13 protein-coding genes are annotated in these 15119 nt (G+C 59.4%); 5 read left to right on the forward strand and 8 right to left on the reverse strand.

The annotated features are described in order from the left end of the window. Nucleotides 1-72: 72 nt before the first annotated feature. On the reverse strand, nt 73-1707 hold the full coding sequence (locus tag ACYVIS_RS04965; RefSeq protein ID WP_460873403.1) for an isovaleryl-CoA dehydrogenase: 1635 nt from the start codon (nt 1705-1707) through the stop codon (nt 73-75). 28 nt (nt 1708-1735) lie between these two features. Continuing rightward, a complete protein-coding gene (locus ACYVIS_RS04970; RefSeq protein WP_460873404.1) occupies nt 1736-2824 on the reverse strand; it encodes a magnesium and cobalt transport protein CorA in 1089 nt (362 codons plus the stop codon). A 158-nt stretch (nt 2825-2982) separates the two neighbouring features. On the opposite strand from ACYVIS_RS04970, the gene ACYVIS_RS04975 reads away from it, so the two are divergent. Then, nucleotides 2983-3357 carry a DUF423 domain-containing protein gene (locus tag ACYVIS_RS04975; protein ID WP_232744360.1) on the forward strand — a complete coding sequence of 125 codons (375 nt, stop codon included), beginning with the start codon at nt 2983-2985 and terminating at the stop codon, nt 3355-3357. Nucleotides 3358-3369: 12 nt separating this feature from the next. On the opposite strand, the gene ACYVIS_RS04980 is transcribed toward ACYVIS_RS04975, so the two are convergent. Genes ACYVIS_RS04980 through ACYVIS_RS04990 form a run of 3 tightly spaced genes read right to left on the reverse strand, consistent with a single transcriptional unit; the run spans nt 3370 to nt 7249 of the window. Continuing rightward, nucleotides 3370-4509: a CaiB/BaiF CoA transferase family protein gene (locus ACYVIS_RS04980; RefSeq protein WP_232744361.1), complete on the reverse strand. Its 1140-nt coding sequence runs from the start codon at nt 4507-4509 to the stop codon at nt 3370-3372. 2 nt (nt 4510-4511) lie between these two features. After that, nucleotides 4512-5492, reverse strand: coding sequence for a Bug family tripartite tricarboxylate transporter substrate binding protein (locus tag ACYVIS_RS04985; protein ID WP_370635976.1), 981 nt, complete (start codon nt 5490-5492; stop codon nt 4512-4514). A gap of 59 nt (nt 5493-5551) precedes the next feature. After that, nucleotides 5552-7249 (reverse strand): acyl-CoA dehydrogenase family protein, encoded by a 1698-nt coding sequence (locus ACYVIS_RS04990; RefSeq protein ID WP_460873405.1) that lies wholly within the window; start codon nt 7247-7249, stop codon nt 5552-5554. Between the two features lie 105 nt (nt 7250-7354). On the opposite strand from ACYVIS_RS04990, the gene ACYVIS_RS04995 reads away from it, so the two are divergent. Further along, the gene (locus ACYVIS_RS04995; RefSeq protein WP_460873406.1) at nt 7355-8269 is read left to right on the forward strand and encodes a LysR family transcriptional regulator; all 915 of its coding nucleotides are present in this window, start codon (nt 7355-7357) and stop codon (nt 8267-8269) included. A gap of 57 nt (nt 8270-8326) precedes the next feature. Here ACYVIS_RS04995 and ACYVIS_RS05000 read toward each other — a convergent pair whose 3' ends face one another. The 3 genes from ACYVIS_RS05000 to pcaH form a co-directional block, all read right to left on the reverse strand. After that, nucleotides 8327-9670 carry a 3-carboxy-cis,cis-muconate cycloisomerase gene (locus tag ACYVIS_RS05000; protein ID WP_460873407.1) on the reverse strand — a complete coding sequence of 448 codons (1344 nt, stop codon included), beginning with the start codon at nt 9668-9670 and terminating at the stop codon, nt 8327-8329. Between the two features lie 115 nt (nt 9671-9785). Beyond that, nucleotides 9786-10370 carry a protocatechuate 3,4-dioxygenase subunit alpha gene (pcaG, locus tag ACYVIS_RS05005; protein WP_460873408.1) on the reverse strand — a complete coding sequence of 195 codons (585 nt, stop codon included), beginning with the start codon at nt 10368-10370 and terminating at the stop codon, nt 9786-9788. Continuing rightward, nucleotides 10367-11083, reverse strand: a complete 717-nt coding sequence (pcaH, locus tag ACYVIS_RS05010; RefSeq protein WP_460873409.1) for a protocatechuate 3,4-dioxygenase subunit beta — start codon at nt 11081-11083, stop codon at nt 10367-10369. Before pcaH ends, pcaG begins: the two co-directional genes overlap by 4 nt. Before the next feature lie 118 nt (nt 11084-11201). On the opposite strand from pcaH, the gene pcaQ reads away from it, so the two are divergent. From pcaQ to ACYVIS_RS05025, 3 genes are all read left to right on the forward strand, one after another. Next, nucleotides 11202-12131 carry a pca operon transcription factor PcaQ gene (gene pcaQ, locus ACYVIS_RS05015; RefSeq protein WP_460873410.1) on the forward strand — a complete coding sequence of 310 codons (930 nt, stop codon included), beginning with the start codon at nt 11202-11204 and terminating at the stop codon, nt 12129-12131. Between the two features lie 250 nt (nt 12132-12381). Next, entirely contained in the window at nt 12382-14226 is a 1845-nt protein-coding gene (edd, locus tag ACYVIS_RS05020) for a phosphogluconate dehydratase (protein ID WP_460873412.1), read from the forward strand. A gap of 33 nt (nt 14227-14259) precedes the next feature. Continuing rightward, nucleotides 14260-14877 carry a bifunctional 4-hydroxy-2-oxoglutarate aldolase/2-dehydro-3-deoxy-phosphogluconate aldolase gene (locus ACYVIS_RS05025; protein ID WP_460873413.1) on the forward strand — a complete coding sequence of 206 codons (618 nt, stop codon included), beginning with the start codon at nt 14260-14262 and terminating at the stop codon, nt 14875-14877. Nucleotides 14878-15119: the final 242 nt, after the last annotated feature.

Below are 15119 nucleotides of genomic sequence, written 5' to 3' on the forward strand. Positions count from 1 at the left end.
TTTTACAGATGCCCCACCCTGAAACACGGTTTTTTGCCCTGCAAACCGAACCGGCCACGGGGCCGGTGTTTGCTACATAGGCCAGGCGCGCTCCAGCAGACTCGGGGCCGGGCGTTGCGAAACCCCAAACACACGCCCGCCGCGCCCGCCGAAACGCGTGAGAATGAACGCATCGGCCAGCGCCTGCGGCGCATGCCGCCGCAAAAGGCAGGCCTGTACCAGCAACACCAGTTCCTGGGCCACAAGACGACCGGCCGATTCGAGAGTTTCCCCTTTGCCTGAGAGCAATGATATCAAGCCGCGGGCGCTATCGGCCAGCAAAGGCTCGTCGGCGCAGTCGTGCGACAGTGTCTGGGCCAAAGCCTGCGCCAGATCGGGATGGCTTTTCATGGCACGCAACACATCCAGGCATATGACATTGCCCGAACCCTCCCAGATCGAATTGACCGGAGCCTCGCGCAGCAAGCGCGGCATGGGCCCGTCTTCGATATAACCATTGCCGCCCCACACTTCCATGCATTCAGCCGCCACGGCTATGGCGCGCTTGCACACCCAGAACTTGGCCGCAGGGGTCAAAATGCGGCGGTATGCCCGATCGAGCAGATCACCGCCGGCGTCGAACGCGTGTGCCAGGCGCATGGCCAGCACTGTGGCGGCCTCGCTCTCAAGAACCAGATCGGTCAGCACCGCTTGCATCAGTTCCTGGTCGATCAATGCGCGGCCAAACGCCTGGCGATGCCGGGCATGATGCAAGGCCTGCACCAGCGACTGCCTGATCAGTGCCGTGCTGCCCAGAATGCAATCCAGACGCGTGTAGGAAGCCATGGTCAGGAGCGTGGCGATGCCGCGCCCCTCTTCACCCACCATAATGGCCGAAGCGTCGTTGAATTCCACTTCGCCACTGGCATTGGAAAGATTGCCCATCTTGTTTTTCAGGCGCTGTATATGCACCTGGTTTTTGCTGCCGTCGGCGCACCAGCGCGGTACGTAAAAGCACGAAAGCCGATCTTCATGCCTGGCCAGAACCAGATGCGCATCGGAAGCGGGCGAGGAAAAAAACCACTTGTGGCCGAGCAGGCGATATTCCGCCCCGCGCCCCGCTGCGCCGACCGGCAGCGCTCTGGTGGCATTGCTGCGCAAATCGGAGCCGCCTTGCTTCTCGGTCATGCCCATGCCGATCGTCATGCTGGTTTTGAAAGACAGTGGAAGATCCCGCTCGTCGTACTGCGGCGAATACAGCAGGGGCGATATGGAATCGAACCAGGACTCCTCGCGCAATACCGGAATCGCCGCCGAGGTCATGGTAACGGGGCACAAAGATCCCGCCTCGACCTGGCCGTGAAGCAGATAAGTCGCCGCCCGCGCCGCCTGGGCGCCGGGCTTGGGATCGGACCAGGCACTCGAATGCATGCCTTGAAGAAATGCCATGCGCATAATGCGATGCCAGTCCGGATGAAAATGAACGCGATCGACCCGCAGGCCGCATCGGTCAAAGGCCTCAAGCTCGGGTTTGTGGCGATTGGCATCGTGAGCCCATGCGAGGGTTTCTTTCGAACCGAGCCGCGCACCGTAGTGGCGCAGCGCCTCGTCGTGCCACTGTGCCCCATCCCGCTTTACCGCTTCCTGCAAGGCAAGATCGCTCAGGTACACGTTGTAATCGCTTAATTCGGGAACCTGATTCCTTACCTCATGCGTTATGCCGCTCATGACGCCACCTCGCTGATTGAAGCCGGCCCTACAGCCATCCGGTCTTTTTAAACTTCCAGTAAAGAAATCCGCATGCCGCTGCGGTAAGCGCCATGACGGCGGGATACCCATAGGTCCACGACAGCTCCGGCATGACTTTGAAATTCATGCCGTAGACACCCGCGACGGCCGTGGGCACCGCCAAAATGGCGGCCCACGCCGCCAATTTTTTGGTAATGTCGGTTTGCTGCGACTGCCCTATCATCAGGCTTGCCTCGAATGCGAACGCCAGGGCCTCGCGCAGACTATTGACGAGTTCGTCGACACGCTGCACACGGTCGGCGACTTCGCCAAAGTAGCCGCGACAGTTCTCGTCGATATTTCCCATTTCGACCCGCGACAGGCGCCGGCAAATTTCAACCAGGGGGGAAATAGCCACATGGATGCGCAATAAATCCCGGCGCTGCCGATACAAGCGGCGCACATCGGTGTCGTGAAAACCGCGCAACAGGAACTTCTGCTCGACGGCTTCGATGCCGGTTTCGAGCTTGGACGCGGCAATCACGTAGCGGTCGGCCAAAAAATCCAGCAAAGTCGATGCAATATAGTCGCTGCCCCGATCCAGGAATTCGGGCGAATTCTCGAGATGCTCGCGTAGTTCCCGGTGCGATGCCGTTGCGCCCCGCCGCACCGTCACCAGAAAACCCTTGCCGATCAGAATCTGGGTTTCGCCGAAAGCGGGGCGCATAGTGTCGACTTCGACCGTAATCGCCACAACCTGGGTCAATACTCCATACTCGATGATCTTTGCGCGCCGATGCACCTCGTTGATCTCTTCCACGGCCTTTCTCGGAAAGCCCAGCTTGGCCCCCAACTGCGCGATCAACTCAGGCTCCGGGTCTTTCAAGCCTATCCACAGCAGATGCTGTTCTTTACCCGCATAGCGCTCGATCTGGTCGATTGGTACATCTACCGGGGTCCGGCCCTTGTGATACAGCACCGACGCTACGACCGATTTCCAGGTGCCGCCGATCTCCGCACCATCGTGCGAAGCCAATGCGGAATCCGGGTCGGGAATTTCACCCCCATGAAAGGTCTGCTGTTCGCTTGGGCCTGAAATCGCGTCATCGCTGGTCATAGTGTTGCGGCCTTCTGGTCGGATGCTGGGAATTCGAGTAAAAAAACTGGCGGCATGAACGAATTCATCATATCACCAAGCCAGCGGACGGCAAGGAGCGACAGGGCCTTCCCGGATATACACTACAGGCCAATACATCGTTCCAGGAGAACTCAAACATGACCGACCGACAACTTGTTGTCATGGCCGCCCTTACTTTGCTCCTTGGCGTAGCGGCAGGCGCTTTCGGCGCCCATGGCTTGAAGCGCGTCCTCGCGCCCGAGATGCTTGCGGTCTGGCACACGGCTGTGCTGTATCAGTTGGTGCATGGCCTGGGCATGCTGGCAATAGCCAGCCTGGGAGCGCGCTTCGGTTCGCCTTTGCTCAGCAACGCCGGATTACTGATGTTTGTCGGCGTCGTGGTGTTCAGCGGCAGCCTTTATATATTGGCCATCAGCGGCGTCAAATGGCTGGGCGCCATTACCCCTCTTGGCGGATTGGCCTTTATCGTGGCCTGGGCCATGGTGGCCCTGGCCGCTTACCGGGCCAGCTGACCAAGCCTGCAATCAGATCTTGGAGATTTCACCGTTGTGCTGGCCGAACGAGGGCGGCAGAAGCCTTAAGGTCGCGGGCGTGCGGGACAGCTTGATGGGCGAGGCAATGGCGCGGTATGCGCCTTCTTCTATGACCATGCCCCGGTGGCGGGTATGCGGATGATTCAGAAGCTCACCCACATTGAGCACCGGCGCGGCCGGAACACCGGCCTTGAGCAAGGTTTGCGCCAGGTCCGAAGCGGTGTGTTCCTTGAGAAAGCCCGTCAGAAGCATGTGCAGCGCCTGCCGGTTCTTCAGGCGATCGGCGTTCGACTGGAACCGTTCATCACTGGCCAGCGAGGGCTGCTCGAGAACCCTGGACAGCAGTTCAAACTGGCGATTGTTGCCGACAGCCAGGAAAATTTCCCCATCCCGGGTCGGAAATGATTCATATGGCGCGATATTCGGATGCGCATTGCCGGTACGCTGCGGGATTTTCCCGCTCAAAAAATAGTTGGCGGCATGAGGATGCAAGAGCGAAATGGCGCAATCGAACAAGGTGATATCCAGGAACTGGCCCTTGCCGCTGCGCTGGCGCTCGTTGATGGCCAGGAGAATCGCCAGCGCCGCGTTCAGGCCGGTCACCATATCGACCACAGGCAGGCCGACACGCGTGGGCGCCCCATCGCCCTCGCCGTTGACGCTCATCAGGCCGCACATGGCCTGGGCGCAGGCATCGTAGCCGGGCAAGCCGCCCAGCGGGCCATCCGCCCCAAAGCCGCTGATGCGGCAATGAACCAGGCGCGGAAACTGTTTTTGCAGCGCATCCGTACCCAGGCCCCACTTTTCCAGCGTGCCCGGCTTGAAATTTTCCACCAGCACATCGGCATCCTGCAGCAGGGTCCTCAGGAAAGCTTGCCCGTCGGGCTGGGACAAATCCAGCGACAGCCCATATTTATTGCGGTTCACGCCCAGAAAATACGAAGCGGTGCCATCCAGGAACGGGGGGCCCCAGGCGCGGGTCTCGTCGCCCGAAGGCGGCTCGATCTTGAATACCTCGGCACCATGATCGCCCAGGATCTGGGTGCAATAGGGCCCGCCAAGCACCCGCGACAAATCGATTACTTTGCAACCGCTCAGTGCCCCGCCGTTATCCTGTTTTGACTGTGCCATGCTCAATCCAGGGAAATATGCGCGCTATGGATCAGCTCGGCCCATTTGGGAACCTGCTGATCGATGAATGTCGCCAAGCCCTGTGGAGTCTTGTCGTCGGCTTCCACAATGCCCTGGCTGACCAAGGTGCTTTTAACCTCAGGCTCGGCCATGGCCTGGATAAAGGCCTGATTCAACTTCTGGACAACGGGCTCGGGCGTCCCCTTGGGCGCGACTATGCCGAAGAACACGCTGACATCGTAGCCCGTCAAGCCTTCCTCGCTAAGCGTAGGCAGATCCGGCAAGGCGGCCGAGCGCTGCGCGCTGGCCAGTCCGATTGCACGCAGCGTGCCATTCTTCACATGGGGCAGCGCGGTCAGGATGTCGGTAAACGACATGGTCACCTGTCCGCCCAGCAAATCGTTCAGGGCGGGCCCGGTTCCCTTGTAGGGAATGTGCAAAATATGAGTGCCCGCCATTTTATTGAACAGGACGCCAGCCAGATGCGATGAGGCGCCGTTGCCCGACGACGCATAGGTCAGCTTGTCCGGATTCTGTTTGGCATAGGCAATCAGCTCTTGCAGATTCTTGGCAGGCACCTTGGGATTCAGGACCAGGATATTGGGCAAATGACCAATGCGAATAATGGGGGCAAAGCTGGTGCGCGGGTCATAGCGCAATTTCTTGTACAGACTGATATTGATGGCCAGCGGTCCGGAGGTGCCGAACAGCAAAGTGTAGCCGTCGGGCTTGGCCTGGGCCACATAGTCCGATCCGATATTGCCGCCCGCGCCGGATTTGTTCTCGACGATGACCGACTGCCCCAGCGGCTTGCTCAAGCCCTGGGCCAGCCTGCGCGCCAACGCATCGGTGGGTCCGCCGGGTGGAAACGGCACGATCAGTTTGATGGGCTGCGAGGGATAGCTGTCGCTCGCCAAGGCGGGAACGGATCCGCATAATGTGGCGGCTCCAATCAGCAGAACCGAAAAAAATTTGTTCATCATGTCTCCTATTGCTTTATATAAAAAGAATGCTTCATTCGTGCAAGGAATGCGGACCGCCATCAGGACGCCGGATTCAGGACTGCGCCATAATCGACGGGGAATTCTTCAGCCGCGCAAGGATCGCGGGGAGCCAGCCTGTGCAGCAGCACCAGATTCGCCAATTCATTGCGAGCCTGCATGCCGTCATGCCTGGCCTCGCTGCGCATGGCCGCCATGGACACCACGTGATACAAGACGGACGCCGCCTGCCGGGCCAGATCCGAGCGGCCTTCCTGCGATGCTTTCTCGGCCAGCCGATAAGCTTTTTCCAGACTGTCTTGCTGCAGGGCCGCCAGGGGCTCGGGGCAAGCCGCGCCTTCGGCCAAAAGGCTGTCCACGTGCAGCCTGAGAGCCGCAAGACAATTGTTTTTCTGTATGGCCCGCAACACATCGAGGGCCACAATATTGCTGGTGCCTTCCCATATCGAGCCCAGATGGGCATCGCGCACCAGGCGCGACTCGACCCATTCTTCTATGTAACCGCAACCGCCTCGCACTTCCATGCCATCGCCGGTCACTTTCCTGGCGTCGCGGCAGGCACGGAACTTGATCAACGGGGTCATGATCCGGACCAGGGTCCTGGCCTGCTCATCGCCGCGATCGGACTGCTCCAGGGCCTGGGCAGTCTGGAACACAAAAGAACGCGCTTGCTCGGCCAGCAGGGTCATCTTGAGCAACTGCTTTTGCATCAAAGGCATGTCGACCAGGCGTTTGCCGAAGGCCAGGCGATTTTCGGCCACGAACATAGCCTCGCTGACTGCCCGCCGCATCAAGCCAGCCGCCCGCATGCCATTGGACAGGCGCGAATTGTTGACCATATCGGCCATTTGCTGAAAGCCGCGGCCCGGTTCGCCAATCAGCCAGGCATACGCGCCCTCGAGGCGGATCTCGCCGCTGGCCATCGACCGGGTGCCCAGCTTGTCTTTCAAACGCAAAATACGATAGTGGTTATGCCCGCCCTCGGGCAGGTCCCTGGGCAGCAAGAAAAGCGATACACCCGCCAGGCCCTCTTTGGCCTCGCTGCGAGCCAGCACCATGGCGAAACCGGCGTCCGGATTCGAGCAGAACCACTTATCGCCGAACAACCGCCAACGGCCATCGGGCTGCAATTCAGCCTGTGTCTGGGTCGCACTGATATCCGAACCCGCCGCCTGCTCGGTCATGAACATCGCACCCTGACGCAATTCGTCGAAATCCAGGGCCGTGACCTGCGGCAGGATTTTATCCACCAGCCCTGGCTCGCCGAATTTGCGCAGCGTGCGGGCCAGGGAATCCGTCATGCTGACCGGACAGCACAGGCCAAATTCGGCCTGCACGAACAGATATGTCAGGGCGTATTTGGCCACAGGCGGCATGGGCGCTCCCCAGCCCAGCACTCCAGACCGATGGGACATGGCTGCCAGGCCGAGTTTCCCGTACGCCATTTTTTCCAGCTCGACATAAGCGGGATGCTTGGAAAGCCGCGACTCATCGATTCCCGCACGGCTGCGCACCGACAATTCAGGCGGATTTTTATCGGCGATCGCAGCCAGTTCGTCCAGCGAGGAGCCAGCCAGACGGCCCAACTCGTCAAAGTGCGGCAGCAAATGGGCGTACAAATCCGGCGGCAGGTATTTTTCCAGCATGGGGCGGGCATAGGGGTCCACCCGAAACAGATTGATCCCGCGGGAATCCGGGATATTCAGCGTTGCGCTTGCCGCAGAAGGTTCGCGTACCATGATGAGCCACACAAAATAAAGTGACTCAAATCTTAAGATTCGGTATTAATATAAACAAATACTATATTTATTTAGATCAATACAAAAAAAGTATAGAAGCTTCTCATGGATCTGGATCCCCGCCTATTGCGCTACTTTGTCGCCGTGGCCGAAGAGTTGAACTTCAGCCGCGCGGCCAGGCGCCTGCATATTTCGCAGCCGCCTTTGAGCTATGCCATCAAGCAACTGGAAGAAGCCATCCAGGTCCAATTGCTGGTCCGCACCAGCCGTCAGGTGGAACTCACCGCCGCGGGCCGGGTCTTGTACAACGAAGCATTGTTCCTGCTGCGCAAGAATGCCGATGTCCAGAAACTGATTCAACGCATCGACGCCGGCCTGCACGGGCAAATCAAAATAGGCTTTGTCGGCTCCATGCTGTATCGACGCTTATCCGACGTGCTGAAACTGTTCCAAAGGCATTATCCCGACATCGAACATGTACTGCTCGAATTGAACTCCGCGGAACAAATCGAACTGATCGAGCACGGCGGGCTGGACCTGGGCTTCATCCATGCCAACCCCGTGCCCGCCACCATGTCCCGTCTCGATCTGGTATCCGAGCCGTTTGCCATCTGCCTGCCGGACACTCATCCACTGGCCGGCGAGGCCTATATCGATCTGAACGAGTTGGCGCAGGACGACTTCATTTTCTTTTCCCGGTCATTTTCTCCCAGCTATTATGAAACCCTGCTGTCCATGTGCCTGCACGCCGGCTTTTTCCCCAAAGTGAAAAACGAAGCGCGGCACTGGCTGAGCGTTGCATCGCTGGTGTCGCAGGGAATGGGAGTATCGATCGTTCCGGAATGCCTGTCGCGCAGCGGCCTGTCGGGCATACGGTTCCTGCCGTTCGAGCATGACCACAAATCGGTCTGCAGCCTGATCTGGTCGGCGCAGCCTGCGTCCCATATCAAGGAAAAACATATAGAGCTGGTCAAAGGCGTGTATGGTTGCCAGGCGCAACAGGCAAGCCCTGCCGTCTAGAAGCAAAGCGGGCGGCAGCCGGCTCAGGCATTGGGCCTGCCCCGCAAAGACAACCAATCAAATCCCGACGCGCGCCCGCTCCAGCACCCTATCGACAAAAACCGCCGCGGCACCGGTATAGTTTTCCGGCGCCATCAGCTTCGCCAGCGCTTCGCGCGACAGGATCGCCGCAATGCGCTCGTCGCCGGCCAGAACCTGTTGCAAATCAGCGCCCGCCGCCACAGCCTCGCGGCATTTTTGCTCAACCAGTTTATGGGCCTCCATGCGGCCCAGTGTTTCGCCCAAGGCCATGGTGACGGCCTCCGCCATGATCAGGCCATGCGTGGCCTTCAGATTGCCTTGCATCCGGTCGGGAAACACCTCGAGCCCTTCGATCAGGCCGGCGCTCGTGGCCAAGGCGCCGCCGCACAGCAGCACCAGTTCGGGCAAGGTCTCCCACTCGGCGTGCCAGCCTCCCAGGCCGCGCTCGTGTTCCTGGATCATGGCCGCCATGATCGTCGCCACCAATTGCGGTGTGCGCTGGGCGGCACAAAGAATGGCGGCGCAAGCCACTGGGTTGTGCTTGTGAGGCATGGTGGATGAGCCGCCGCGGCCTTCGCCCGCGGCTTCGGCGAGTTCGGCGATTTCAGTCTGGGCCATCAGCGAAATATCGCGCGCCAGCTTGCCCAATGTGCCGGTAAGCGTGCCGAAAAAGGCGGCGGCGCCGGCAATGCGATCGCGCTGGCTGTGCCAAGGCAAATCGGGCTCGGCCAGCGCCAGGATTGTGGCAAGCCTGCGCGCCACCTGCGGCCCCTTGTCGCGCAAGGATGCCAGAGTTCCGGCCGCCCCGCCAAACTGCAGGCTAAGCATTCCCGGCTTCAGGGCCTGCAACTGCGCGCGCTGGCGCAGCAAGGCATCGAGCGACCCCGCCAATTTCAATCCGAAAGTAACCGGCAAGGCATGCTGCAGCCATGTGCGGCCTATCATGACCGTATCGCGATGCGCTGCGGCTTGCGAGGCCAATGCGGCAATCAGGCGGTCCAGATCGGCCTCGATAAGCCGCAGCGCGCCTTTCAATTGCAACACCAGGCCGGTATCGATGACATCCTGGCTGGTCGCCCCCCAATGCACGAACCGCGCGGCGTCGGGATTCTGCGACTTGACCGCGGCAGTAAGATGCTTGATCAGAGGAATCGCCAGATTACCCGCCCGCGCGGCTTCGGCGGCGATTTGCGAGGGATCGAAGCGTTCGGCCCGGCATGCCTGCCGGATCGGATCGACGGCCTCGATTGGAATGACTCCGCTGTCTGCCTGGGCCTCGGCCAGGGCCGCCTCGAAATCGAGCATGCCCTGCAATGTGGCCGACGCGCTGAAACACGCGCGACTGGCGGTCGGACGAAGCAATGAATCGAGCAGTTCCATGAATGCGAAGCTCCAGCAGACAAGAGCGAACCGGACATGTGGCCCGCTCCATTCATTAATAGACAAAGGCCAGGGACGGATGGACGGGCCCATGCTCCCCAGGCCACACAAGCGCTCAGAGATCGAAAAATACCGTCTCTTGCGCTCCCTGCATATAAAAATCAAAGTGATAGATTACACGCCCATCCAGGACTTGCCGCCTGGCCAGCAAAGTATTGCGGCGTTCGGCCGGCACCGATTGCAATATCGGATCTTCGGCATTGGCAGCGGTTTCGTCGTCGAAATAAATACGCGTAAACAAATGATTGAGCATGCCGCGCATGGTCAGGATCACATCCATGTGTGGTGCCGCACCGTCGGTGGCGCCCGGCTTCACCGTCTGGACTATATAACGGCTATCGGGATCCGTCCCGGTGCCTACGCGGCCGAAACCCGTGAACCCCGAAGCGCCAATCTGCGCGGCGGATTCGGCATATCGGCCATCGGCATCGGCCTGGAAGATCTCCAGCAAGGCATCATTGACGACTTTGCCTGCGCCGTCGAACACGCGGCCGGCCAGCATGATGTGCTCACCCCGGGCCTGGTCTCCGGCGATATCAGGCGTGAACGCATTGGGAAAATCATAGCTGTATTGTTTCGGCGTCAGCCCGTAGGCGAAAAAAGGCCCTACCGTTTGCGAAGGAGTTTGCTTGAGTTTCATGACGGCGATTTCTCCATCGGAGTTTCACGAGTGCCGCGCAGCACAATATCGAACTCGTAGCCCAGCGCGAAGTCCGCTTCGGTCGCATCCAGGGTGAAGCGCGATACCAGGCGTTCACGTGCGCCTTCCGGAACGCCTTGATAGATCGGATCGTACTGCAGCAATGGATCTCCCGGGAAATACATCTGGGTCACCAGGCGCGTAGCAAAATAAGCACCGAACAGCGAAAAATGAATATGGTTGGGGCGCCAGGCGTTCGGATGATTGCCCCAGGGATAAGCGCCTGGCTTGATCGTCAGGAAACGGTAGCGGCCTTCATCGTCGGTCAGTGTACGGCCCGCCCCCAGGAAATTGGGATCCAGGGGTGCGTCGTGCCGATCGACTTTATGCACATAGCGTCCTGTGGAGTTCGCCTGCCATATTTCGAGCAGGGTATTGGGCACCGGCCTGCCATTTTCATCGAGAACCCGGCCTGTAACGATGATGCGCTCGCCCAACGGTTCGCCATTGCGACGCGCATTGCGGGTCAAATCGTTATCGAGCTCGCCAATGAGCTCATGGCCATACACGGGCGCGCGCAGATTCTGCATGGCGGTTTTGATGGGCAGCAATGCCTGGGTCGGGCCGCGCAAGAGCGACGACTTATAGCCTGGATCGATAAGCTTGGGATGCGCGCCCCAGTCGCGGGGGTTCAGCAGTGTATTTGCGGTCATTTTTGCTCCGTCTGAGACAAATCGGCGGCATAGCCATCAATTGGGATTCGGCACACTATATACTTAACCAGAAGATATATATATTGACAATTTTTCAGGTATTACATAATTAATAGTTATGGAAAATAACAAACTGGATGCCCGTATCAAACTGCGTCATTTGCATTGCCTGCTTGCAGTGGCGCAGCATGGCAGTCTGCAGAAAGCGGCGGACGCGCTGTCCGTAACCCAGCCGGCCATGTCCAAGTCCATAGCCGAGATGGAAAACATTCTGGGCGTGCGTCTCTTCGAACGCGGCCGCAACGGAGCCCGCCCAACTTCGCAGGCCGAAGTTTTCCTGCGCCATGCCAACGCCAGTGTAAGCGCCCTGCGCCAGGGCCTGGACCTGCTTTCCAGGAATCATGGGGCTGCGGGAGGCACTGTCGATATCGCGATACTGCCAACCCTTGCCGCCCACCTTATGCCGCCCGTGCTCAAATCCTTTCGCCAGGAATGGCCGGGCATGGTCGTGCAGGTTCACACCGGCTTGAACCAGCAACTGCTGGCCATGCTCAAAACACAACAGGTGGAACTGCTGATAGGCCGGGTGTCCGATCCATCGGCAATGGCCGGCCTGGCCTTCGAATATCTTTTCGCTGCCCCCCTGGCGATTGTGGTGCGCGATCGGCACCCTTTGCTTGGATTGGCGTCAGTCGCGGCCTCGGATCTGATCGACTTTCACGTAATCCTGCCGCCGCGCGGAACCATTATTCGCCATATGGCCGACAGTTTTCTGCTATCGCACGGGCTCGGCGCACTGGCCGATTACTCTGAAATACTGTCCGTATCGCTAGGGCGGGCCATGACCCTGAACAATGACAATATCGTGTGGTTTGTTCCCGAAATTGCCGTGCGCGGCGATTTGCGGCAGAGCCGCCTGCATACCCTGCCCCTGGATATGTCCGGCACCGAGGAACCGATAGGCCTTATCCAGCGCAGCGACACCATTCCGACTCCCCCGGTGCAAACGCTCATTGGTGCGTTACGGACAGTAATTGGCCTCCTTTAATGTAATGAAATTACATAATATAAATATCAAAAACTTCCAAAAACAATAACTCCGCTTCGACCCTTTTGCTAATCACCCTTGCGCCAGGAAACAATATAAATATCTCAATATGCCATTAAAATAAAAACCTGGCGTCGCCAATAACCTGATTTTCCTCCGTCAGAGGCATTGATTTTTATATGTAGCAAAATTACAATAAAATGATTGCTTGAGAGCTTTACACAAGCCTATCTTCAATCAGGACTCTTCCATGGCATTGAACCCCGTTGTGCACGCCGTTACCGAACGAATCGCCGAGCGCAGCCGCAAACCGCGCGAGCTCTATTTAAAACGGACGCAAGCCGCATACGGCAAGAAAGTGGAACGCAGCCAGCTTGGCTGCACCAACCTCGCCCACGCCTTCGCGGCCATGCCGGCCAGGGAAAAAGGCCTGCTCAAGGAAATATCCAAACCCAACCTGGCCATCGTCTCTTCCTACAACGACATGCTGTCGGCGCACCAGCCCTTGGCTGCCTTCCCCGCCATCATCAAGCAGGCGGCGCTCGAACTGGGCGCGACGGCACAATTCGCCGGAGGCGTCCCCGCCATGTGCGACGGCGTCACCCAGGGACAGACCGGCATGGAACTCAGCCTGTTTTCCCGGGACGTCATCGCCATGGCGACAGCCATCGCTCTGAGCCATCAAATGTTCGACGCCGCAGTCTATCTGGGAGTATGCGACAAAATCGTACCGGGGCTGCTTATTGGCGCGCTCAGCTTCGGACACATCCCTGCCATATTCATACCGGGCGGCCCCATGACCACCGGCATATCCAATGACGAAAAATCCAAAACCCGGCAGCTCTTCGCCCAAGGGAAAATCGGCCGAGCCGAATTGCTGGAGTCAGAATGCCAGTCCTATCACGGGCCCGGCACCTGTACGTTTTACGGTACCGCCAACTCCAACCAGATGCTCATGGAAGTCATGGGCCTGCACCTGCCGGGCAGTGCATTCATCACTCCCAACACGCCATTGCGCGACGCCCTCACCCGGGCCGCGGCGCAACAAGCCATACAAATCACGGCCCAGACATCGTCTTTTACCCCGGTTGCCGAAGTCATCTCCGAAAAAACCATAGTCAATGGCATAGTCGGACTGCTTGCGACCGGAGGCTCCACCAATCACACCCTGCATCTGGTTGCCATTGCGCAAGCCGCCGGCATCGCCATCAATTGGGATGATTTCTCGGAACTCTCGGCGATCGTACCCTTGCTGGCACGCGTCTATCCCAACGGACAGGCCGACGTCAACCATTTTCATGCCGCCGGAGGCATAGGTTTGGTGATCGCCGAACTGCTCGACGCCGGGCTTTTGCACGAAGACGTGAAGACCGTCTCCGGCCCTGGCTTGCGGCGCTATACGCACGAGCCCTATCTGGACCGCGAAACCCTGAAGTGGCGCCCGGTCGTCGCCCAGTCGCAGGATCGCAACGTTATACGCCCGGTCAATGAACCTTTCAGCCCCGATGGCGGCTTGAAACTTCTGAACGGCAATTTGGGGCGCGCCGTCATCAAGGTGTCCGCGGTCAAGCCCGAACATCGCGTAATCGAAGCACCCGCGCTCGTCTTCCACGACCAGAACGAGCTGCTTGCCGCCTATAAAAAGGGCGATCTGGCACGCGATTTTGTGGCCGTGGTCCGGTTTCAGGGCCCCAGGGCCAATGGCATGCCCGAACTGCACAAACTCACCCCCACCCTGTCCGTCCTGCAAGAGCAAGGCTACAAGGTAGCCCTGGTTACAGACGGCCGCATGTCGGGCGCCTCGGGCAAAGTGCCCGCGGCCATACACGTTACACCGGAAGCATTGGCAGGCGGGCCTCTCGCGCGCATTCAAAATGGCGACATGCTGCGCGTCGATGCCGATACGGGCGAGCTCAACGTCCTCGGCCCCGTCGACTGGACCACACGGCCGCTTGCACAACCCGACCTCAGCGCCCATCAAACCGGCTTTGGCCGCGAACTGTTTGCGTCGGCGCGAGGCCACGCCGGCGCCGCCGAACAAGGGGCCTCCCTGTTCCAGCACCCGGACTGGGCAATGGCCGAGATGTTTAAATAGGCAATTCCGTTTAATTTCTTACCCGGACCACTTATGAATGCCATTGAATTGCTCCAGCAAAGCCCTGTCATGCCGGTCATCGTCATCAAGGATCTCGATACGGCCATCCCCCTGGCCCGGGCCCTGGTGGCCGGCGGCGTGCGCAGCCTCGAAATCACTCTGCGCTCCAGCGTCGCGCTCGAGGCCATACGATTGATTGCCGATGCCGTACCCGACGCGCTGGTGGGCGTCGGTACGATACGCAACACCAGGCAATTCGAGGCGGCGGTCAGCGCCGGTGCGAAGTTTGCCGTCAGCCCGGGCCTGACCCGCGACATCGCCAAAGCGGCCCGCGACTCGGGCCTGCCGTTTTTGCCGGGTATTGCGACTCCTTCCGAGTCCATGTTTGCGGCGGACGAGGGGTTCATGGTGCAAAAGCTGTTCCCGGCCGAGGCAATTGGTGGCATGGCTTTGCTGAAAGCCTTGTATGGTCCCCTGCCGGATATCCGGTTTTGTCCCACCGGCGGCATCAACGCCGGCAACGCGAAGAGCTATCTCGCCTTGCCTAATGTCGAATGCGTGGGCGGATCATGGCTCACACCGGAATCGGCAATCGCCAACGGACAATGGGACCTTATCACGCGACTCGCCAAAGAAGCCTGCCTGCTTTAATACCCAGGGCCTTTTTGGTCGAAATATTTACGGCATTCTTTGATGGATGGGTATTGGTATTTAAAGACGCCGTCTATCGGGGCTTGGGGTCAGGGCCGGCACGGCGTGCTTGATCCGGATCTACCTCGTCCAGGCGGGCGTCGGGCCAAACTCGCTACGCCGCTGGCGCGGCTACGCTCAAACATGGCCCGCCGAAAGCCCCCGCCTTCCCTACGGTAGCATCCGGCGCACGCCTTACGCCG

The sequence above is a fragment of the Paralcaligenes ginsengisoli genome (assembly GCF_054781135.1).